Genomic DNA, 20,095 nt, shown 5'->3' with positions numbered 1-20,095 from the left:
GCCCGCGTCGTTTGGCATGTGCTCAAAGAGGCGCGTCAGCGCTTGAATCCCGCCGGCCGATGCCCCGATGCCGACGATCGGAAACTCCAGCGACGGCATGACAGAACGAGTCACGTCGGGCGGATCAACTGAAGGCTCAGGCGCTTTATTGCTTGTCATGACGGGCGATGTTGATTACCACGCTTGTTGGCAGTTTTGATTTGAGTGCGTGGACGACTGATTCATCTAGCGTACACCACGAGCGTCACGGACGTTGTCTTAACAAAAGATCGCCGAACCGATCAGAGAATTTTCGGGAAAAACTTCCATCGCACGCAAGCTGACAGGCGACGGTCGCGCAAATAGTGCCGGCCCGCGCGAGTCCATCGCAAGCCCTGTCGCCCCCAGACTGGCGGGTCTACGTTCACATAAATATGCCGCGCAGTTGGGTCGCCGGGATTTCGAGGGTCGACAGCGCAGTTTCAGGTGACTTTCCAATGAAGACCGAGATCGCCGGCAGAGTGTCCGCGCCGCACCGCTGGCCGACAGCTTGCACGCTTCCGGCGCCTAAATCGGGTGGTGCGGATGACGGCAACGGGTTGAAGCGAGTTGGCCAACGCAGGAAGCTGCTTCCACCGACTCGATCGCACCAACATCAATAAATCCGCAAGGCTACCGATGTAGAACGCAACAGGCTTCAATTTCCGCGAAGGCCGATTGACCCACCGGAACAGCGAAGCGAGCGGCTGTTGTACTTTGCAAGCGGCCATAGCAAGCGCTCGGTGACGGCCGACCGTGGAGGGTCGGTTTCGGGCGACCGCGTCGGGCAGTGACCCGCCAATGCGCGTCGTTCGACGCTCCGCCAGTCTGGTTTCGGCTGCATCTCTAAGCGGTCACTCACGGATCGGTGCCAGCCAAATCAAAGCAGATGCCCTCCGCGATTCCAGGCGGACACCGCAAGCGGACCTGACGAATTCATCACTCGGCACTGGGAGAACGTCGCCGACGCGACAGGCGTCGCTTATCGTTGCTATGCGACATTCCATCTGCGGATAGAGAAGGGAATGAGCGGGCGAGTCCAGCACGGCGAGTTCGCCGGCTCGCTCTCCCGACTCTACTACAAGCATTCCTGCGCTTGCTCAGGTAACGCGCACGAACTCCCCTTCGGCGAAGAACCACGCCGACATCGTCCGTGCCAGCTCGAGCACGACCTCCGCGTCGGTCCGGCCGGAGGACGCGCGCACGTGGAACGAATGATCTGCGTCGTCCACCACGTGCAGCGTGGCGCGTGGCCCCAGCGTCTCGACGACCGACCTCAGCAGGTGAAGCTCGGCCAGCTTGTCGCGCGTGCCCTGCAGGAAGAGAATCGGCACCGTGACGTCCGCCAGATGCCGTGCCCGCTCCACGCCGGGCGCGCCCGCCGGGTGCAGCGGGAACGCGACGAAAGCGAGGCCACGCACGCCGTCGAGCGGGGAGATGGCTTGGGCCTGGGGACGTCATGCGGCCGCCGAACGACCTGCCGCCCGCGAAGAGCGGCAGGGCTGGCAGCCGCCGGCGGGCCTCTGCGACGGCTGCTTGCACGGCAGCATGTGCCACGGCCGGCGAGTCCACCCGCTTAGAGACCCGCTCCATGTACGGAAACTGGTAGCGCAATGTGGCGACATTGGACGCCGCAAGCGCGTCAGCCAATGACGACATGCCGGTGTGCTGCATGCCCGCCCCGGCACCGTGCGCGAAGACATATAGGGCTCGCGCGTCCGCCGGCACTCGGAGGAGCGCAGAGACCTTAAAGCCGTCGGGCAATGCCAGGGAAAGCGATTCTGGGTCGTCCATCGTATTCAGGTCGAGTCGTTGTCGCCTTTGCGCCGATGCATCAATGAGGCATCGGGGAGCGCAACCACAATAAGCCAATTATCATTATTTATCGCTGGAAGAGTAACCCTTGGGGAAATTGAAGCACGAGGCAGGCTATCGGACTTATCATGACCGTCACCTATTCCATAGGCATGCTGAGCCGACTCTCCGGCACCAGTATCGAAACGATTCGCTACTACGAGAAGGTGGCTCTGTTGCCCGCTCCCTCCCGGGCCAGCAATGGGTTTCGCGAATACGACAACACCTTCATCGGATGTCTGGCTTTCATTCGGCACGGCCGTGAGCTTGGCTTCACCTTCGACGAAATCCGTGAGTTGCTCAAAATTGCACGTTATGCAGAGGAACCTTGGGTGGACGCCGATCGTATGACACGAGATCACCTCGATGCACTTAGAAGCGAGATTCGGAAACTTCAACGGTTGTGGCGCGGACTTAAGCAAGAGGCGGATTGCTACAGTCGGAAATCCAAGCATTACAAACTCCTTCACCCGCTCGCGGTGCCGAACGCTCGGTGCCGATCGTAACCATGATACGAACCTATCTGATCGACCCATTCACCAAGACCGTGACGGAAGTTGAGCGAATTGCTTCCGGTCGAGGCAGTGAGTCGCTGAATGAGATTTATGACCTGTTGCACTGTCATAAAGTCAAAGCAGTCGCGATGCCAAGTGTCGGCACGGATGCGATCCTCGTTGACGAGGAAGGCCTGCACAAAGTCGACCAGGAGTTTTTCCGCTGCATGCTTTGGCCGCAGGAAGTGTTCGGTGGCCGAGCGCTGTGGATTGGAGCAACACCCGAGGGTGTTGACGCCAGTCCTAGGACATCGCTCACCTATGTACGCGCCTCGATCCTGTTTGAACTGTAGAGACTTTATAGCAGTGTTAAAACCCCGCGAGCTCCACAAAGTGGGGCCGCTAACGCAGGCCCGATTCAAATGGGCACGCAGATGCCAGTCGATGAGCTGGGCGACCTTTCGATCGGGCTTCACAAATTCGGGGAATAGCATGCAATTTGCACAGGCAGAACGCCAGAAGGTAACTCTGGAAATATTCGTCCCGACAGCGCTGACTTGTTTGCGACGTGCTACATGGGTGAAATAGGAAGCATCTTTAAACGACGGTGGAAGTACGAAGTAGCTCGACTACCCTCGATACGCGCGCCTGGCTGTCATCAAAGTTTCTCCGCTGCCACCGAACGCATGCCCCGAACCTTTGAAGACACAATGACGCTAATCATCGGCGAGTTTGAGGGTTACAATTAGGATACCAAATAAACATCGCTAAATCGCTTTATGTAAAATTAAATCTTGTCTACCAACTCGGGGCTTCGGGACCCGGTTCGCTCAGTTACTTCGGATAGTGCGTTCACAGCTTCAGGCAGGTTTAGCAGCGTCCGCCATTCGGGCAGCCTGCCCCTCGGATCCAGCGATTCGGACAGTGGCGCGGCGCGTGCTGCGAGTTCCTGTTGCACGTCGGCGATCGCGGTGGCAAGCGCGCTCGACATTCCTAATCCATCGAGCATTAACGCGGCTTCGCGCATTTCTTCAGAGCGCCTTTGCCCGTGCTCAACCACCCGTCCGATCAGGTACGCCTCATAGCCCGTATCCCAGCCTGCGCGGGGAAAGCTTGCTGCAAGCGACGCCAGCACCCGGCCGTCCACGTCGAACTGCTTTGCCGCCAGCATCGACTGAACGCACAGCGCTTCCATGCCTTTGATCATGATGCTGCGGCACAGCTTGACGGCCGACGCCAGGCCAATGTCTTGCGACACGGCCTCCGTGCGCATACCAAGACTGTTGAGGATTTCCGCAGTTTGCTTGGCGAGGCGCCCACCCAGCAGCATCGGCACGCGCACGCCTTGTGGCGGGACCGGCGCCATCACCGCGGCTTCCACATAATCAGCGCCGTGACGTTCGATCTGCTCGGAGTTGCGCTGCTTGACGGCGGGCGATACCGAATTCAGGTCGATGAAGGTCTGGCCTGCCGTTAGATGTTCGGCCGATGCAGTGGCTACCACTTCGGCCTGACTTGCCGTGACGGCGGAAAAGACGAGTTGGGCGTCGCGCAATGCCGTCGCGAGGTTTTCGGCTACCAGCGCACCGCATTCACGCGCCCGCCCCACAATCGTTGCACGCGTCACGTCGTCGTTCAGCTTGATGTCGAAGACCGATACCTTACGACCGGCGGCGGTCAATGCACGGGCAAAAGCGGACCCGACTTCGCCAAAACCGACTATCGCCATGCGTGCAATGTGCTGAGTGCTGTTCTGATCCATGATGATTGTCTTAAATGTGAGATTGATTGTGTAGGCGCTGGTGTTTATTCGTGCGGTGAACGCTTTGGCGGCAGCCGCCCGAAGGCGGGTGATATAGCCGTCGAACTTGCTGTCCGACTTCGCGCTAATCTGGCATTCAGATCGATCGCCGCAATGCCGGCCCGTACTTGAACAGAGGGGTCGCGCACAGAGAACGGGCGCGGCGTTGTCTGCCGTCTCGACATTGACCTTGTATAACCGTGTATCTTCTACCTTGCCCCTCCTGGTTCCATACCATGACGATGCTTGACGGAGTCAGCGTCGGGAGAGGTCAGAAAGGTGAGGAATTCCTGCGCAACCTCATGCTGCTTAGATTCTGTGCATACAGCAGCCGAGAAGACGGTGACGACCTGAATTTCCGGCGGCAGCGCGCCGATCACGTCGATTCCCGGCAAGTGCAACATTTCGCTCAGTTGCTGGAAGCCCAGCTCGACCTGCCCGCTCGCAACGAGTGAGCCCACCGGCACGCCGGGCGGCGCCTGCACGATGCGCGGCGCGATAGTCTCGGCGATGCCCCATCGTTCGAACAAGCGCCCGAGGTGAACGCCGCTCGGCCCCGTCGAATAGCCGATCGTGCGCGCGGTCAACACTGCGTGGCGCACGGCCGCTTCGGTCGCGATATCCGGCGCCGGCGCGCCCGCCGCGACCGCGATCGCCACGCCCGATCGCGCGAGACCGACGCAGCTTTGCGGATCGACGAGGCCGTCGCCAGCAAGCCGGTCGATCGCGTCGGCGGCGAGCACGACGATGTCGAACGGCTCGCCGTCCGCGACGCGCCGCTGAGCCGCCACGCCGCCGACCGATTCGATACCCACCGTCCGTCCCGACAACCGCTCGTAATCGGCGACGAGTTCGGCCAGCACCTGACGCGTCGCCATCGACGAGATCCCGGTGATGTGCTCACCCATGTTTTCCGAGCCCTCTATCGATCAATCGATGTAGCGCAATCCCGCCTGTTGCAGCGGCTCGCGCATGTTGTACATATCGAGGCCAAGCACGCCCGAGGCCAGCTTGGCGCGCTTCTCGCCTTCGAACGCTTCGCGAGCGGCCGCTTTGTCGAGCACCTTCTGCGCCATCGCCGACGGCACGATGACGACGCCATCGTCATCGGCGACGACGACATCGCCCGGCGTCACGAGCGCGCCCGCGCACACGACCGGCACGTTCACCGAGCCGAGCGTCGCCTTGACCGTGCCCTTCGACGAAATCGCGCGGCTCCAAACCGGGAAGTCCATCTCGGCCAGCACGCGCACGTCGCGTACGCCGCCGTCGATCACGAGCGCCCGCGCACCGCGCGCCTGGAAACTCGTCGCGAGGAGGTCGCCGAAGAAGCCGTCGGTGGATTCGGTCGTGACTCCAGCCACGACGATATCGCCCGGCCGGATCTGCTCGGCCGCGACGTGCAGCATCCAGTTGTCGCCCGGTTGCAGCAGGACGGTGACCGCCGTGCCGCTCGTCTGCGCGCCCGCGTAGATCGGGCGCATGTAGGGCTTCATCAGGCCGACGCGGCCCATCGCCTCGTGAACGGTCGCCGATCCGAGCGCGCCGAGCTTCGTGGCGACTTCGCCGTCCGCGCGATTGATGTTGCGATAGACCACTCCCAGTTCAAACATGATCACTGTCCTGTCGTTTTGAGCGCCGCATTGAGGCGTGGATAGACGCGCCGCGCGTTGCCTTCGTAGATCTTGTAGCGCTCATCGGCATCGATGTGCGCGGCTTCGATATAGCGCTTCGTGTCGTCGAAATAATTGCTCGTCTCCGGATCGATGCCGCGCACCGCGCCGATCATCTCGCTCGCGAAGAGGATGTTGTCCACGGGAATCACGCGCGCCAGCAAGTCGATGCCCGGCTGGTGATAGACGCAGGTATCGAAGAAGATGTTGTTCAGCAGATGGTCCTTGAGGAGCGGCTTCTTCATCTCCTGCGCCAAGCCGCGAAAGCGTCCCCAGTGATACGGCACCGCACCGCCGCCATGCGGGATCACGAAACGCAGAGACGGGAAATCGCGGAACAGGTCGGAGGTGAGGCACTGCATGAACGCGGTCGTATCGGCGTTCAGGTAATGCGCGCCGGTCGTGTGGAAGCACGCGTTGCAGCTCGTGCTCACATGGATCATCGCGGGGATGTCGTACTCGACCATCTTCTCGTAGATCGGATACCAGTAGCGGTCGGAGATCGGCGGGCTCGTCCAGTGGCCGCCCGACGGATCGGGGTTCAGGTTGATCGCGACGTTGCCGTATTCTTCGACGCACTTCACGAGTTCGGGGATGCAGGTCGCCGTATCGACGCCCGGGCTTTGCGGCAGCATCGCGGCGGGAATGAAGTGGTCGGGGAAAAGCTGCGCCACGCGAAAACACAGCTCGTTGCAGATCGCAGCCCACGTGCTCGACACCTCGAAGTCGCCGACGTGGTGCGCCATGAAACTCGCGCGCGGGCTGAAGATCGTGAGATCGAGGCCGCGTTCACGCATCAGCTTCAACTGGTTCGCTTCGATCGACTCGCGCAGCTCGTCGTCGCTGATGTGCAGCTCGGAGACCTTCGGCCTCTCCGACGGGCTGTTGATGGCTGCGATCTGACGGTTGCGCCACGCTTCCAGCGCTTTGGGCGCGGTGGTGTAGTGGCCGTGAATATCGATGATCATCGTCGCTCCCTAGAATTAATCGACTAAAACGTGTGCCGGATGCCGCCGCCGAACGTGTTCCCAATCGAATGCCCGCTCAGCTTGTCGAGCGAATAGACCGCATATAAATCGGTGCGCTTCGACAGGAAGTGGTCATAGGCGATCGATGCGGTGTTGCGCAGGCTGTTGTCGACGGGGCCGGATCGTCGCGTGCGGGCCCATGACGCGTAGAGAAAGTCAGCCGGGGTGAATGGGATAGAAAGACCTGCCTGATAGGTATGGGTTCCGGTCGGCGTGCTGACGTTGCTCGTCAGCACGGCCGAGGCATAGAGCTTGACGAGTCGAAAATCGTAGGCGGCGCCTGCGAGATAGGCGTACTGCGCCCCGACCGGGCCTACTGCGGTGAACCGCACACGTTGTGCGGACAGAACCGCGGTAAGGGCGCTGCCGCTGTAGCTTAGATGCAGGCCGAGATTGCCGATACCCGGTGATCCCGCCACGCCGCCCAACCCATAGATGACTGTCGCGCCGAGTCCGTTGTAAGACGGGCTCGTGTATTGGGCCGTATTGTTCCAGACCGTATCGCCGATAATCGAACCGCCGTAACTCGTCACGAAGGTTTGCACGACCAGCGGCGAAAACACCACAGATGAGCCAAAAGGATTAACTGCTTGCATCGCCACATAGGTAGGGTTTGTTTGCCTGCCGAAGGTCAGTCGGCCAAACGCACCCGTAAGGCCGACATAGGCGTTTCGCGACCAGTATGGGTCGGCTGCGCTGCGTCCTTGCCCGCCGTTGTTTGGTTGGAAAAAGCTTTCAAGGGCAAAGATTGCACTCGCACCGCCGCCAAGATCTTCCTTGCCTCGAATGCCCCAGAACGACGTTGTAAGTCCGCCGCTGCCCATCTGAACTTGTGACTGCGCCATGTCGCTGCGCTTAAGACTATCGATGTACGTGCCAACGAGGCCGTAAAGCTGTACTTGTGAGCCGCCTTGCACCTGTGGTGCGATTTGCACTTGTGCGCCAGCGCTGGCCGCACAGAAAGCAACAGTGGCGCAAGCGCCTGTCCTCAGGCGAAATTTCTTCATTCCGGAATACATCGGACGTACGGTTCCCCTGATCGTCACGATCAGTCTCCTTATGTTCTGGTTTTGGTGCGAGTTGAGGGCCGCCCAATCAGCGGCCTCCGAAGCGAAGCTGAGCCTTACACGACGATGTGCTTCTTCATGGCCGCCTCGAGCTTGTCGCGGTTGAGTTCTCGTTCCCAGGCGGAGACCACGAGCGTGGCGACGCCATTGCCGATCGTGTTGACGATGGCGAGCCCTGTGCCCATGAAGCGGTGGATGCCCAGAATCAGCACCATTCCCGATACCGGGATGACCGGGAACACGAGCAGCGTCGAGGTAAGCATGATGAAGGCGGCACCGGCGACGCCGCTTGCGCCTTTTGAGGTGAGCATCGCAACGACGATCAGTGTCATTTCCTGCGTGAAACTCAGCTGGATATTGAAGGCTTGCGCGATGAAGAGGACCGCCATCGTCAGATAGATATTGGTGCCATCGAGATTGAACGAATAGCCCGCGGGCACGACAAGTCCAACCACCGGCTTCGAGCAGCCCAGGCGTTCGAGCTTTGCAAGCATCCCCGGTAGAGCCGCTTCGGACGAACTTGTGCCGAGAACAATGAGAAGCTCCTCGCGGATATAGCTCATGAAGCGAAAGATGTTGAAACCCATCACCCGCCCGATGCCACCGAGCACGACCACCACGAATACAAAGAGCGTGAAATAGAAGGCGCCGATGAGCTTCAGGAGCGGCAAGACGGAGCCGACGCCATAGGTTCCGATTGTGTACGCGATCGCACCGAACGCCCCAATGGCAGCCGTCTTCATGATGATGTGAACAATGCCGAAGAACACGTTGGCGATGCTGCCGATAAATTCGACCAGAGGTTTACCTCGTTCCCCAAACGCGGCAAGCGATGCGCCGAAAAGCACCGAGATGAGCAGAATCTGCAACACGTTGCCCGTCGCGAACGCATCCACCACTGTGTTCGGGATGATGTGCATCAGGAACTCAACGGTGCTCTGTTCATGAGCCTTGGTCGCGTAGCCGGACAGAGCGGAAGCGTCAATTTTTGTCGGATCGAGGTTGAAGCCTGCGCCAGGACGGAACAGATGGCCGGCCGCGAGTCCGATCACCAGCGAGAGCGTCGAGACCACCTCGAAATAAAGCAGCGCTTTTCCGCCGACGCGCCCTACCTTTTTCATGTCTCCCATGCCCGCGATGCCCGCGACCACGGTGCAGAAAATAATCGGCCCGATCACCATCTTGACGAGTTTGATGAAGGCATCGCCGAGCGGCTTCATCTGGACGGCGAGTGTTGGCGCAAAGTGGCCGAGCAACACGCCGATCAGGATGGCGGCAAGCACGTGCACGTAGAGCTGTCGATAAAAGGGGACGCGTTGGCGCGGAGTTGCTTCAGGGGATGAAGTGGTGGCGTTCATCGCGGCTGCCTCGCGACAAATGTAATGCGCGCACAAATGTATGCTTGGGTCATGCTTGTCTCCGTTTTATTGTCTTGCGGCCTTTCATGACCGTCTGTTATTTGCCGGTGGAAAAGTCGTAAAGTCGTTCGGGATTTTCGACCATGATCTTGTGAATCAGCACGGGATCGTCGCAAATGCGGAACAGCAGATCGACCAGCTCACCGTCGTTCGGCATGTCCTTGGATATGTTCGGATGCGGCCAGTCCGTGCCCCACATCACCCGATCCGGTGCAGCGTGAACGAGTGCCCGCGCGAAGGGAATAGCGTCGTCAAAAGGTCGTTTGCCCGCCGAGACTCGTTCGGAGCCGCACACCTTCACCCATGCGAGCGGGTTGCGCATCAATTCCAGCAGTTGCCGGAACGGCTCCTGCTCCAGGCCCGCTTCGGCGCGCACGCGGCCCATGTGATCGATCACAAACGGCACGCGAATCCGCCCGATCAGATCGGCATATTTGACGATGTCCTGCGCGTCGAGGTGGAGCACGACATGCCAGCCGAGCGCTTCAATTCGACGTAGCACGCGGTCGAATACGTTCAGGTCGGGCGCTCCGCCCAGATGCGCGACGAAGTTGAAGCGCACGCCGCGTACGCCGGCGTCGTTGAGCGCCTTAAGTGTGTTGTCCGTCACGTCTGCATCGACGATGGCGACGCCACGGTATCGCCCGTTGCCCCGAGCGATCGCATCGAGCATCGCAGTGTTGTCGGTGCCGTGGCAGCTGGCTTGCACGATTACGCCGCGCGCGAGGCCCAGATGGTCATGTAGGGCAACCAGCGATTCGAGCGGCGCGTCGGGTGGTGTGTAGCTGCGATCTTCTGCGTACGGGAAACGCTCGGCGGGGCCGAATACATGACAGTGAGCATCGCACGCGAGCGCGGGCAGCGCATGCGCGGGTTTGACCGGGTTCGGATCTGGCGGAAGGCAGGACTTCATAATTTGTTCGAGCTCCATTGAGGACGACATTGCGTGAACCAATAAGGCTCATTGTGACGTTGCGGATTACTCGATACAATCGACATAGTCGACTAGCTGATATACGATTTCCGTATAGGATCTGAGATGGAACTGAAACAGCTGGAAGCCTTTGTGCACGTGGTGGAGCTGGGGAGCTTCACTCGCGCGGCCACCATCCTCGACACCAATCAGCCGACTTTGAGCCGTCTCGTGCGACAGCTCGAGGTGGAATTGCGGCAGACCCTGCTCGTGCGGCACGGGCGCGGCGTCATAGCAAGCGATGCGGGGCAAATCATCCTGGGTCATGCGAAGGGGATGCTGTTGCAGGCCGAGCGCGCGCGGCACGATCTCCGGCAATTGAAGGGGACGGTCAGCGGACACTTCAGCATCGGGCTTGCGCCGAGCTTCGCAAAGGTCGCCACGCAGGAGTTGATCCGGCAGTTCAGGCAGCGGTTTCCTGATGCGACGATCTCGGTGGCCGAGGGGCTTTCCACTTACCTGACAGAGTGGCTGATGATGGGCCGCATCGATGCAGCCGTGCTTTACGACACTTCGCTCACCGCACTCATCGAAAAGCGCGCGGTGTTCGAAGAGGAACTGTTCCTGATCGGCATGCCAGGCGGTGCGGCTGATCAGGCGCCGAAGCAGATCCGCCTGAAGGACATCGCGCGCTATCCACTCGTCATTCCCGGGCGCATGCATGCGCTGCGGCAGATCGTCGAAGCGCGGGCGGCCGAGGAGGGTGTCAAACTCACCATCGCGCTCGAGGTGGATGCAGTGGGGGCGATCCTCGACCTCGTATGCGAGGGCTATGGGTACGCGGTGTTGCCCATCAATGCGCCAGCCACCGATCCGCTCAAGCGCCCGTTCTCCGTTACGCGCATACGGCGACCGACGCTGCACAGTCGTCTCACCATCGCGACGAGCAGCCAGCACACCTTGTCACACCTGGCGACGGAGGCGATCGGCCTGATCGAGACCGCTGTGCTCCCGCTTTACACTGCCGACCGCAACGCTGGAGTAAAGCAACCGGATAGAGCCTGAGGCAGGAAGGTCAGGCTCGAACGTCGGAAAGCAAGAGTTGCTTTGATCAGCGGGCCGTTGCAGCCTAGCGACAAAGAAAAGCCCGCATATGCAGGCGGGCTAATAAGAGATACAGGCGAATCCACCAAGGAGAACGCCTACCTAAACAGTAACACTTCTTTGCAGGCTTCGATCAGAAATTTCCCAGTGTGATGGAAAGCGCCGGCCCGCGGGGCGGGCTTTCAATCGATTCGAGGGAAGGCACCTTCAATTGCGGGCGCCCACACAAGCTCTTATTATTGCTTACGCCTGCCGCCGCAACTGAACGGCCCGGCGGAGTCGGCACTTGGCATTGGGATTGACGGATACGATCTTCGCCGGCGATGACCACGCGGGATTTCAAGTCCAGCACGAACCGATGCTATATGAAGGGCTTGCTGGACCAGACCGACTCCCAATCTCCAATTGCATATTGCTGCATAAATGCTCCGAACCGAATCGTCATTCGTGACGCCTACCGGTTGCGATTGCGCAGTACCGAAACTCCAATCGCCGGGCTATCTGATCATCGTCAGCCGAGGATCGAGCGCAAAGCGTTCGTTGTTTCTCAAGGCGATTTGGTCTGATGCTGAAGCAACGTTGATCAGCAAGTTCCAAGAATGTTTGCTGACGGTGCTGGGGACTAAGGCGAGCGGGCTCGCAGCTAACAGCGCGTCGCCGAATTTCTGTTGATTTGGACTGACGGCACCCGGGCTCAGCCAGTGAGGATTTGGAACCTCCGAAGGGAGGAGGACTTTGACCGGCGTGGTTCCGAGTTCAATCTCTAGTAGTCGATGGGGCACGCTATCCAAGACGTCAAAGCCCTTGTGCACGGCAACTTCCAATATCGTAGTGGCAGGGTCCAGTGAGGCATAGATCACCCGTTGTCCGGGCGACGACCACCGTCCCCCAACGAGAAAAGCGCCTTCGGCCGTGTTCCAGGTAGGGAAGTGCTTCTCTCGTTCGAGGCGCCAAACGGTTAGTGCGCTCGTCCCAAGCCCCGCCGGCAAAGGCGTCAAGAGTACACCCCGTAATCCATGCGGGTGAGCAGCGTCTTCACCAGTTCCGCACCCTCGGAGCTTTGCAGCAGGTCGATCGGCCGACGCTGATCGAGCCCGATCGCGGGCTGCGATAGCCATCGTTCCGCTGCTTCTTTCGATCCAAGGACATCAATCGCCTGCTCCGTAATGGAAGCAAGCCTAAGCAGCCGATCCGTGGCATTGCTGTCGAGCAGGCGGCTTTCGTCTTTGCCGCGCTGCAGGGTTCGCTCACTTACGCCGATTGCAAGAAGTAACGCTTCACGCGTGACGACACCATATTCATCGATCATTTCGCGCGCGAGGGCCACCGGTAGCCCCCTCGTCACGACGTCGTGAGCCTGCAACGGGGTCATATCGGCGACTCTGGTCATGTCCCCGAACTGTGACGTCCCATTGCTAATGTATGCTCCGAAGGAAGAAATGCGTGTTTGAATCGCAAGAACAAGGCTGCGAAACGGCTTTCGCGATTCGCTGTCGCGGATTGTCTGCTTCATTTTGATCTCCATGCTGCCACGTGTCGCTTTATTCTACGCCACGTGGCAGATTTTTTCACAGGCCTCGTCGACGTTGTACGGTGGCAACTCCGCGGAAATGTCCACGGCCTGGAATTTAAGCGGTCGACGACGCTCCGAGCAGCCATCAGGTGAAGATTACGTTTCCGCGCCGGAGAACTCGCGCGCAACACCAAAGGTCCCACGGCTACGCCGTTGCGGCGCATAGCCCAGCGCTTTTTCCGCCTCGCGCCTTGAACCGTGGATGCTGCGGCAATGCGACTGTCGCCCGCGACTGCGTGTGGTGCAGCGCGCGGACCGTCGGCAACTGAGCGCGATGATGTGTATGGGGTCGGATTTGTCTACCACGTATAGTTAGACAAACGTTTCGTCTGCCGCTGTCGAAAGCGTTGAGTTCTCGGTGCAAAGAACGTCGATATTAAGTGATCTACGAAAAGTCGATAGAAACAATTATGTAAAATTATAGACGAGCCGCTCTGCGCGAGCGCACGCTGACGGTCAACGGCGTATCGAAGGTGTATTCGGCGCATCGGCTATGCGGGCGATCCGGCGCGGCAAATCCGCGCGAGGCAGACGCTGCAATCGCAGAGCACGTCAAATCCGCGCGCGATCTCGCAAGCGGCGACGCTCGCGGCGCTGAAAGGCGGCACGGATTTCCTGTTCGAATGAATCGATGAGTTGCGCACCTGCCGCGATCTCGTGGAGGACACCGTGGCACGCTGCCCCGGCCTGCGTTGTGATGCACCCGATGGCGCTTTCTACGCCTTCGCGGACTGCTCGGGCGCGATAGGTGTTCTACGCCTTCGGGCGATGTCATCGCTACCGATCTCGACTTCGCCAACTATTTTCGGCGTGGAGAACCGTGTGCGGATCGCGTATGCTGTTTCGATGCCACACGCTGTGGCGACGCGTGCCGGCGCATCGAGACCGCGTGTGCAGCGTTGACAACCGCTGTCTGCCGCGGTCTGAAGTGCCTAAGCGTCAGACGCGATACCCGCGACACGTGTGCCGTGTCGCGGGTTTTTCTTTTTATCGGATGGCCTTCCATGCTCTATCTCATCGAAGACGCTACCCCCGAGCCGGCGCAATTCGGAGCCCTTCCCGCGCTGTTCGCCCGGACTTTGAATGCCGAACTCCGTTGCGCAGGCGTGCATTTCGACGAACAGCGGTCTCCCGATGCGCATCAGCATGTCACAGCGGATGGACGGTTAGTCGTGAGCGGTCTGATCTGGCGCACGCGCACAGGCTTGCCCGATACTGCCGAACCATGCCATGAGACTTTTGCGCTGGCGCGCACGCGCGATATCGTGCTCCTCGTGCAATCGTTCGATGCGTTTCCTACGCAATGCGCCGAAGACGTGGAGATGTTGCGCGTCGTTCATGGAGCCGATAGCGCACAGCTCGTCGAAGATGGTTCGGGCGTGGTTTTGCAAGCGCATCGAGATCGCTATGGAAGATGGCGATCCACGGAAGAAGCCGCATCGCGCGCGATCGGGCCGTTCATAGCGATTGCGCTGATCGGCCGTGAGTGCGACCAGCATCAGCAATACCCCGCGACGCTCGCCGCCCTCGGTGACGCCGCCGATGCGCTCGGCTTCGATCTCGACTTGCGCTTCATCGCGGCGCAGGAGATCGACCGCGACAACGCAGAAACTTTGCTCGCCGATGCTCACGGCATTCTTTTGCCAGGAGGCGCCGACATGACGCGCGTGGCGGGACAGATCGAGGCCGCGCGTTTCGGCTGGCTGGCGTCGATTCCGGTCGTGGGTTTGTGTCTCGGCATGCAGTCAATGGCGACGGCCATCGCGCGGCTTGCGTTGAAAAGCGAGGAGATCGGCATCAAGGAAGCGAAGCCCGATGCGCGCGTCGCCAGCTTCGAGCCGATTCATGTTGGCAAGGATGGCGTGTTGTTGCATCGCTCAGGCTTGCGGCCGATAAGCCTAGTGCCGGGATCGCGTATCGCCGCCATGCTCGGCGCGCAGGCGAGCATTCTCTGCAATCATCGCTACAGGCTCAGTCCGGCGCTCGAAGCGCCGCTCGCGACGCTCGGCGTAACCGTCAGCGCGCACGACGAGACCGGCTCGATCGCCGATGCCATCGAGGCCGATAAGCATCCGTTCTTTGCGGGCATGCAGGGGCATCCCGAACTGTCGTCGCGTGATGGCGCGCCGCATCCGTTGCTGATTGCGTTTCTGGACGCGGCGGCGCACCGTTCATAAGCGTAAGCGCCCGCTTCGAAAGCGGGCGCTTACGCAAAGCTCGAAGTTAGCTGATCGCCGACGCGAACAACGCGGCATCGACGTTCCCGCTCGATGCCACGATCAGGACACGGGGCGTCAAGAGGAAAATCGTATGAATGATCCAAAGATGCCGACGGTTGGGTTAGAGGCGCCGGTGATCACCCGCGCGCACGCTTCGAAGATTGACTCGTTGCAGATCGGCATGAACTGGTTCGACGAAAGCCCCGGCGGGATGGAGCGCATGGTCAAAGCGCTCGTGCAGACGTTGCCCGAGTAAGGCGTCAGCGTGCGGGCGCTGGTGGCGGCGAGTGAGAAGGTCCGGGACTCGACGCATGGCGTGGTGACGCCATTCGCTACGCCGGACACACCGATGCTCAAGCGCATCCTCGCTTTGCGGCGCTCAGCGCTGCAGCTTCGCAGCGAACGGATGCCTGATGTCTCCGCGGCCCATTTCGTTTTGTATGCCGCGCCGATCCTGCGTATGTTCAAGGACGTGCCGAAGGTGATCCACTTTCACGGGCCGTGGTCTGAAGAGGCCAGCCGCGAAAACGAGCACAAGCTGCGGGTGAGGATTTATCGCTCGCTCGAGGACTATACGTACCGGCATGGCACGCGATACATCGTGCTTTCCAATGCCTACGGGCAGATTCTGCAGCGCTACGGCGTCGACGAACGCACGATCCGCGTCGTGCCGGGATGCGTCGATGTCGCGCGTTTCGATATCGGCGTCGATCGCTCGACGGCGCGCACGACGCTAGGTCTCCCGCAAGACCGGCCGATCGTGCTCTGCGTACGCCGCCTCGTGTCGCGCATGGGCATCGAGGACCTGATCGATGCGATGGCAAGCGTTCGGCAATCCGTGCCCGACGTGCTGCTCGTGATCGCAGGCAAGGGGCCGCTCGCTTCAGCGTTGCAGGCGCGCATCGAGGAACGCGGCTTGGCGGATCGCGTTCGCATGGCCGGGTTCGTCAGCGAGGAATCGTTGCCGACGTGGTATCGCGCCGCGGACATGTCCATCGTGCCGACGGTCGCGCTGGAAGGCTTCGGCCTGACCACCATCGAGTCGCTGGCGTCCGGCACGCCGGTGCTCGTGACGCCGGTGGGCGGGCTGCCGGAGGCGGTTGCTCCGCTGAGCCCGGATCTGGTGCTCGAACGAAGCGGAGCCACAGCACTCGGCGCAGCGCTCATCGACGCGCTGCTTGGCCGCATCACGCTTCCCGATGACACAAGCTGCATCCGTTATGCGCGCTCACGTTTTGATTTGGACGTCGTGGCCGCACAGGCGCGGGCCAGATCCGCAGGAGGAGAAGTTTTAGCACCGTCCGGGTGCCGAGCTCAGGGACCCGCCGAGATGTTGCTTTCCGACCGCCGGACAGTCCTACGCGGCATGAGCCGCCGGCACCCTACTTCATCGGATCATGGCCCCAGTTCATCAACGAATGGCGCCAGTTCGAAGGCTGGACGTCATGCGGACGCTGCGCGAGGTGCCGGTTCACATAGCCGACTACCTTGCGCATGTGTGCATTGTCGTCGTCGTTCAATTCTGATTTCTTTTTGCCAAGGATCCGACGATGTGCCGCCCCGATCTATGACCGACGGATTCACTGCCGCCCTCCTTCTGGCCGACTTTGCGGGACTCGTCGGTTTCCAGCCATTCCCCTAACCGCTTCGGCGTCATGTTCGCAAGTTGCGCAAACGTCTTGAAGATGTCTTCCTCGCCGGCGGCGTCGTGTCGATCATTCCTTTCCGAGCGGAAATTTGTTTGCGAGCTGACGTGAAGCTGTGAGGTCATGAGTCGGCTCCGCGAAATGATCGGTCCGGCTGCGTGATCGCGCAATATCAAGCACTGGTCCTGGGAAGCGAGCGCATGGCGGCGAATCGCCCCACCCGACCGGCACGTGAAGGTCTTTGAAGGTCGAGTCCGTCTGAGCACGGGTCCGAAGGAAAATTTAGCGGGTCCCACCGTCGACTCGCTGTTTCGATATGTAGCAGTCGAATTTGGCGAACGCTTCATCGGTATCGTGTTGACCGGCGATCTCTACGACGGCGCGGCCGGCATCGCTGCCGTGGAGGCATGCGGCGGATTGGTCGCGGTCTAGGATCCGTCGGACTGTGTTGCACCCTCGATGCCGTCGAATGGGCTACGCGCCGCGACAAGTAACTCACCAACTTCTCCGGATTGAGAAAACCTTTCAACGGCGCCGATCGCCGACAGTAGGCCGATTGCCAGAGTGGTATTGACGCCGGTGATGGTCAGCAGCCTGCGCAGCCGCTCGTCGCCAATGCTGGCTTGCGCCAGGGCTTGGTCCACGTCGAGCAGATCTTCACCAAGACGGTCCAGTTCCCGCAGGCGTTGCTCGACGCCCGGACGCTCGTCCATCGGCATCGGCTGGCACCGAGCCACACGCGCCCTTCGTGCCCAACAGATCAGTAGCGGGGCATCGCTCGATCAGATGCGCAGCCAGCACCGCATGCACTTCGTGCTTCAGCCTCGTGCGTTGCCCGCACCAGTTGTTACAGGCGCGAGAGGTGTCGGCGTAGCGCCAGGGTGCTCTCCTCGGCCATCCAGACTTCCGGCAGAAAATGGCTCGCGTACAGTTGTGCCAGCACTGTCGCATCGATCCTGTCTGTCTTGACGCGTTCCTCGGCGATGAGCCGCACCAGCGGTGGATTCGCAATCGCGACACGCGCGACGTGAGGGCGCAGCACGTTGACGATGGCAGCGGTATTGCCCGTCGTTCGAGCACCACATGATCGGAACTGCGCCACCTTGCGGCAGAGCGAAGTATTTACCGTTGTTGTGTTACCACCGGCCAGATAAATCCTTCACAAGTATTGAGCTGCCAACAAATCCTGTCTACCATCCCCTGGCCTGTAACCCATTGTATAAGCGTGCTTTCCGGAAGAGCATATGATGCTGTCGGCATTGACCCAGCCTGCGAAGGACACGGACATCGCCTCGACGCACGCAGCAATCCTGCTGGTTGGCAGCCCGCAGCCCAGCTTGCTTGAGACCACGAACTATGACGATGTTGCCGAAAAAGAGCTTGGCGGAAGACGCACAGGAAGTATTCCGCGCGATTGCTTTGATCAAACTCGGCGCGCGGATGCAGGCCCTAGAGAGCGAACTGACGCTGTCGCGCGATCGCATGGTCCGCATCTATCGCGAAGCGAAGGGTGTGTCGCCGCCGAAGGGCATGCTGCCCTTCTCGGCAGACTGGTACATGACATGGCTTGCGAACATCCACGCATCGTTGTTCTACAACGCGTATGCGTTTCTGAAGCACGAAGCTGGCTGCTCGCACCTTGATGCGTTGACCAAGGGATATCGACTGTATCTCGAACATTGCGAGCATAGCGGTGTCGAAGCGGTACTCGATTTGACGCGAGCCTGGACGCTGGTGCGCTTTTTCGACGCCGGCATGTTGCAGTTGACGCGCTGCTGCCGCTGCACCGGAAAGTTCGTCGCGCACAAACATGATTTGCAAAATAACGTGGTGTGCGGAGCCTGCCAGCCGCCGTCACGCGCCGGGAAGACCAAAAAAGCAGCAGCGCTCGCGGCCGCGCTCGTCGCAGATCCGATGGGCGACGCGCACGCCTTTGCGGAGAGCGCGGACGTCGCCTCTCGCGCAGTCTGATACTTGTTTTGTCGTTTCGGTAAAAACAGCAACAATCAGCCTGTAAGCAATCGCTGGCTGAGACATGCGAGCCCAAACCATGAAAACACCCGGAGGCTTCGCCCTAGCCGAGGTGGCTTCGAAAGCACGCGATGTCGAGGTCGCCTGCTCACGTTGTGACCGGCGCGGCCGGTATCAACTGGCACGACTCGTTGAGCAGCTCGGCGCAGACTTTCTAATGACGGACCTTGGCGCGGAACTGGCGAGCTGTGCCAACAGGCACTCGTCGGCGCATGGCGAACGCTGCGATGTGTTCTTTCCTCGGTCTCGCGGCGATCCTGCGTGGCGACGGCTAGGACTTTCGATCGGAAGTCGAAACGACTGCATAGCGCTTGTAACGCGGGACAAAGCGCGAATCCGATTGCGCTCTCGCGGGCCCATCGTTTTGAGGAACCTCCCGCAACGCCTCGCCAGTGCGTGCGCCATAACGATAGGTCGACCTATTGATTCTCCGACTCACTCTTCGATGGCCACCCGTTCCTCCAGCGATTCTGTCACCTCCACAAGAATGGAGTACAGGCGAGTCGCAGTTATACTCTGACCGGTCGGGAGAGTCAGCAACGGGGAAAGAATGAAACGAAGTACGCGTGTGATGTTGGGTATCGGAGCGGGAGCCGTCATCTGTTCTGGGACCGCCGTGATATGGAACGAGCATAAAGAGAAAGCACGCCAGCTTGTCGATACGGAGACGGTGATCTGCCTCACCCAAAGCCTTTCTCCCCGAGAGAAACAGGAGTTGGCGGCCCTCAGCGCACAGCCCGACTTCCACCCTTTACTGGCCGCGTACAGTCGGATTTTCCCGCGATGCGTGTTTAGCGCTGAGCAGTGGGATCGTCAGCAAAGACTTACGTTTGCGGCGTGGCAGATACTTCAGGGCAGTGATAAATTTCGCGTCTTGGAGGACGCGAATGCAGGCGCTGCGCTTCTCGGCTCTCAATAGACATGCTTGAACGTCCGCCCATTCCCACTCTCCAGCGCGCGCTTCCGGGCTAGTCATGAGCCTCGCCGTTTCATGCCTATTGTTAAGGAACCTCTGCACAACGCGTTTTAGATGCCTGCGACCTGTGTGGAGAAGGCAGGATGGGAAGATGCGCGTTGGAGTCCATCTTTGCTCAACACGCACGGCCTGTCGGTGCCGGTGATGAAGTAGATAAGATCCGCAGTTTGTAACGCGCGCCGAGAGCGCTGTGGCCAAGTTCAGAGGGTGTAATTAGTTTTGTGTAAACGGTCATTTGGCAGGAGACTGCCCGTAACAGGAGCGACGATGACCGTAGCCA

19 protein-coding genes and 2 pseudogenes are annotated in these 20,095 nt (G+C 60.3%); 7 read left to right on the top strand and 14 right to left on the bottom strand.

The annotated features are described in order from the left end of the window. Positions 1–1,118: 1,118 nt before the first annotated feature. Together AWB81_RS48560 and AWB81_RS48555 are read right to left on the bottom strand one after the other, a co-directional pair. On the bottom strand, positions 1,119–1,439 hold the full coding sequence (locus AWB81_RS48560; protein ID WP_327372901.1) for an alpha/beta family hydrolase: 321 nt from the start codon (positions 1,437–1,439) through the stop codon (positions 1,119–1,121). 91 nt (positions 1,440–1,530) lie between these two features. Then, positions 1,531–1,677 (bottom strand): annotated as a pseudogene (locus AWB81_RS48555) (alpha/beta family hydrolase); the annotation flags it as partial. A gap of 284 nt (positions 1,678–1,961) precedes the next feature. Here AWB81_RS48555 and AWB81_RS32900 point away from each other — a divergent pair. Together AWB81_RS32900 and AWB81_RS32895 are read left to right on the top strand one after the other, a co-directional pair. Then, complete coding sequence (locus AWB81_RS32900) at positions 1,962–2,378, top strand: MerR family transcriptional regulator (protein WP_062641444.1); 417 nt, start codon at positions 1,962–1,964, stop codon at positions 2,376–2,378. Positions 2,379–2,380: 2 nt separating this feature from the next. Next, the gene (locus tag AWB81_RS32895; protein ID WP_062641442.1) at positions 2,381–2,719 is read left to right on the top strand and encodes a hypothetical protein; all 339 of its coding nucleotides are present in this window, start codon (positions 2,381–2,383) and stop codon (positions 2,717–2,719) included. A 434-nt stretch (positions 2,720–3,153) separates the two neighbouring features. On the opposite strand, the gene AWB81_RS32890 is transcribed toward AWB81_RS32895, so the two are convergent. The 7 genes from AWB81_RS32890 to AWB81_RS32860 all read right to left on the bottom strand — a co-directional run bounded on the left by AWB81_RS32890 (position 3,154) and on the right by AWB81_RS32860 (position 10,266). Further along, positions 3,154–4,128, bottom strand: coding sequence for an NAD(P)-dependent oxidoreductase (locus AWB81_RS32890; protein WP_087135355.1), 975 nt, complete (start codon positions 4,126–4,128; stop codon positions 3,154–3,156). Positions 4,129–4,376: 248 nt separating this feature from the next. After that, positions 4,377–5,075, bottom strand: coding sequence for a substrate-binding domain-containing protein (locus tag AWB81_RS32885; protein WP_062641440.1), 699 nt, complete (start codon positions 5,073–5,075; stop codon positions 4,377–4,379). 21 nt (positions 5,076–5,096) lie between these two features. Next, positions 5,097–5,780, bottom strand: coding sequence for a 4-carboxy-4-hydroxy-2-oxoadipate aldolase/oxaloacetate decarboxylase (ligK, locus tag AWB81_RS32880; protein WP_062641439.1), 684 nt, complete (start codon positions 5,778–5,780; stop codon positions 5,097–5,099). A 2-nt stretch (positions 5,781–5,782) separates the two neighbouring features. Further along, the gene (locus tag AWB81_RS32875; RefSeq protein ID WP_062641433.1) at positions 5,783–6,808 is read right to left on the bottom strand and encodes an amidohydrolase family protein; all 1,026 of its coding nucleotides are present in this window, start codon (positions 6,806–6,808) and stop codon (positions 5,783–5,785) included. 23 nt (positions 6,809–6,831) lie between these two features. Further along, positions 6,832–7,875 (bottom strand): porin, encoded by a 1,044-nt coding sequence (locus AWB81_RS32870; protein ID WP_062641448.1) that lies wholly within the window; start codon positions 7,873–7,875, stop codon positions 6,832–6,834. Between the two features lie 116 nt (positions 7,876–7,991). Continuing rightward, positions 7,992–9,293, bottom strand: coding sequence for a dicarboxylate/amino acid:cation symporter (locus tag AWB81_RS32865; protein ID WP_062641431.1), 1,302 nt, complete (start codon positions 9,291–9,293; stop codon positions 7,992–7,994). A 97-nt stretch (positions 9,294–9,390) separates the two neighbouring features. Further along, positions 9,391–10,266, bottom strand: coding sequence for an amidohydrolase family protein (locus AWB81_RS32860; RefSeq protein WP_062641447.1), 876 nt, complete (start codon positions 10,264–10,266; stop codon positions 9,391–9,393). A gap of 126 nt (positions 10,267–10,392) precedes the next feature. On the opposite strand from AWB81_RS32860, the gene AWB81_RS32855 reads away from it, so the two are divergent. Then, on the top strand, positions 10,393–11,331 hold the full coding sequence (locus tag AWB81_RS32855) for a LysR substrate-binding domain-containing protein (RefSeq protein ID WP_062641429.1): 939 nt from the start codon (positions 10,393–10,395) through the stop codon (positions 11,329–11,331). 536 nt (positions 11,332–11,867) lie between these two features. Here AWB81_RS32855 and AWB81_RS32850 read toward each other — a convergent pair. Continuing rightward, positions 11,868–12,359: an RES family NAD+ phosphorylase gene (locus AWB81_RS32850; protein ID WP_235026029.1), complete on the bottom strand. Its 492-nt coding sequence runs from the start codon at positions 12,357–12,359 to the stop codon at positions 11,868–11,870. Positions 12,360–12,364: 5 nt separating this feature from the next. Then, positions 12,365–12,883: an Xre family toxin-antitoxin system antitoxin gene (locus AWB81_RS32845; RefSeq protein ID WP_062641427.1), complete on the bottom strand. Its 519-nt coding sequence runs from the start codon at positions 12,881–12,883 to the stop codon at positions 12,365–12,367. Positions 12,884–13,947: 1,064 nt separating this feature from the next. Here AWB81_RS32845 and AWB81_RS32840 point away from each other — a divergent pair. Continuing rightward, the gene (locus AWB81_RS32840; RefSeq protein ID WP_062641424.1) at positions 13,948–15,120 is read left to right on the top strand and encodes a glutamine amidotransferase-related protein; all 1,173 of its coding nucleotides are present in this window, start codon (positions 13,948–13,950) and stop codon (positions 15,118–15,120) included. A gap of 148 nt (positions 15,121–15,268) precedes the next feature. Next, positions 15,269–16,417: pseudogene (locus AWB81_RS32835) on the top strand (glycosyltransferase family 4 protein); the annotation flags it as partial. Positions 16,418–16,678: 261 nt separating this feature from the next. On the opposite strand, the gene AWB81_RS49175 reads toward AWB81_RS32835, so the two are convergent. Then, the gene (locus tag AWB81_RS49175) at positions 16,679–16,819 is read right to left on the bottom strand and encodes a DUF3140 domain-containing protein (protein ID WP_244195448.1); all 141 of its coding nucleotides are present in this window, start codon (positions 16,817–16,819) and stop codon (positions 16,679–16,681) included. A gap of 220 nt (positions 16,820–17,039) precedes the next feature. Between AWB81_RS49175 and AWB81_RS32825 the strand changes: the two genes are divergently transcribed. Then, complete coding sequence (locus AWB81_RS32825; RefSeq protein WP_159938972.1) at positions 17,040–17,240, top strand: chemotaxis protein CheB; 201 nt, start codon at positions 17,040–17,042, stop codon at positions 17,238–17,240. On the opposite strand, the gene AWB81_RS47290 is transcribed toward AWB81_RS32825, so the two are convergent. Together AWB81_RS47290 and AWB81_RS47285 are read right to left on the bottom strand one after the other, a co-directional pair. After that, a complete protein-coding gene (locus AWB81_RS47290; RefSeq protein WP_235026027.1) occupies positions 17,237–17,527 on the bottom strand; it encodes a hypothetical protein in 291 nt (96 codons plus the stop codon). The two genes, AWB81_RS32825 and AWB81_RS47290, sit on opposite strands and share 4 nt — an antisense overlap. Positions 17,528–17,655: 128 nt before the next feature. Continuing rightward, on the bottom strand, positions 17,656–17,910 hold the full coding sequence (locus AWB81_RS47285) for an IS110 family transposase (RefSeq protein ID WP_235026026.1): 255 nt from the start codon (positions 17,908–17,910) through the stop codon (positions 17,656–17,658). Positions 17,911–18,164: 254 nt separating this feature from the next. Between AWB81_RS47285 and flhC the strand changes: the two genes are divergently transcribed. Continuing rightward, positions 18,165–18,779, top strand: a complete 615-nt coding sequence (flhC, locus tag AWB81_RS32815) for a flagellar transcriptional regulator FlhC (RefSeq protein ID WP_374730533.1) — start codon at positions 18,165–18,167, stop codon at positions 18,777–18,779. Positions 18,780–20,095: the final 1,316 nt, after the last annotated feature.

This window comes from Caballeronia arationis (assembly GCF_001544975.2).
Lineage (GTDB): Bacteria > Pseudomonadota > Gammaproteobacteria > Burkholderiales > Burkholderiaceae > Caballeronia > Caballeronia arationis.
The sequence above is the reverse complement of the archived record's forward strand: the minus strand, read 5'-3'. Positions and strand labels throughout refer to the sequence as shown.

What these genes read in the sequence shown, in the direction of transcription:
- AWB81_RS32900 (WP_062641444.1), top strand. Translation starts at nt 1,962, where the DNA reads ATGACCGTCACCTATTCCATAGGCATGCTGAGCCGACTCTCCGGCACC.
- AWB81_RS32895 (WP_062641442.1), top strand. Translation starts at nt 2,381, where the DNA reads ATGATACGAACCTATCTGATCGACCCATTCACCAAGACCGTGACGGAA.
- AWB81_RS32890 (WP_087135355.1), bottom strand. Translation starts at nt 4,128, where the DNA reads ATGGATCAGAACAGCACTCAGCACATTGCACGCATGGCGATAGTCGGT.
- AWB81_RS32885 (WP_062641440.1), bottom strand. Translation starts at nt 5,075, where the DNA reads ATGGGTGAGCACATCACCGGGATCTCGTCGATGGCGACGCGTCAGGTG.
- ligK (WP_062641439.1), bottom strand. Translation starts at nt 5,780, where the DNA reads ATGTTTGAACTGGGAGTGGTCTATCGCAACATCAATCGCGCGGACGGC.
- AWB81_RS32875 (WP_062641433.1), bottom strand. Translation starts at nt 6,808, where the DNA reads ATGATCATCGATATTCACGGCCACTACACCACCGCGCCCAAAGCGCTG.
- AWB81_RS32870 (WP_062641448.1), bottom strand. Translation starts at nt 7,875, where the DNA reads ATGAAGAAATTTCGCCTGAGGACAGGCGCTTGCGCCACTGTTGCTTTC.
- AWB81_RS32865 (WP_062641431.1), bottom strand. Translation starts at nt 9,293, where the DNA reads ATGAACGCCACCACTTCATCCCCTGAAGCAACTCCGCGCCAACGCGTC.
- AWB81_RS32860 (WP_062641447.1), bottom strand. Translation starts at nt 10,266, where the DNA reads ATGAAGTCCTGCCTTCCGCCAGATCCGAACCCGGTCAAACCCGCGCAT.
- AWB81_RS32855 (WP_062641429.1), top strand. Translation starts at nt 10,393, where the DNA reads ATGGAACTGAAACAGCTGGAAGCCTTTGTGCACGTGGTGGAGCTGGGG.
- AWB81_RS32845 (WP_062641427.1), bottom strand. Translation starts at nt 12,883, where the DNA reads ATGAAGCAGACAATCCGCGACAGCGAATCGCGAAAGCCGTTTCGCAGC.
- AWB81_RS32840 (WP_062641424.1), top strand. Translation starts at nt 13,948, where the DNA reads ATGCTCTATCTCATCGAAGACGCTACCCCCGAGCCGGCGCAATTCGGA.
- AWB81_RS49175 (WP_244195448.1), bottom strand. Translation starts at nt 16,819, where the DNA reads ATGACGCCGAAGCGGTTAGGGGAATGGCTGGAAACCGACGAGTCCCGC.
- AWB81_RS47290 (WP_235026027.1), bottom strand. Translation starts at nt 17,527, where the DNA reads ATGCCGATGGACGAGCGTCCGGGCGTCGAGCAACGCCTGCGGGAACTG.
- flhC (WP_374730533.1), top strand. Translation starts at nt 18,165, where the DNA reads ATGACGATGTTGCCGAAAAAGAGCTTGGCGGAAGACGCACAGGAAGTA.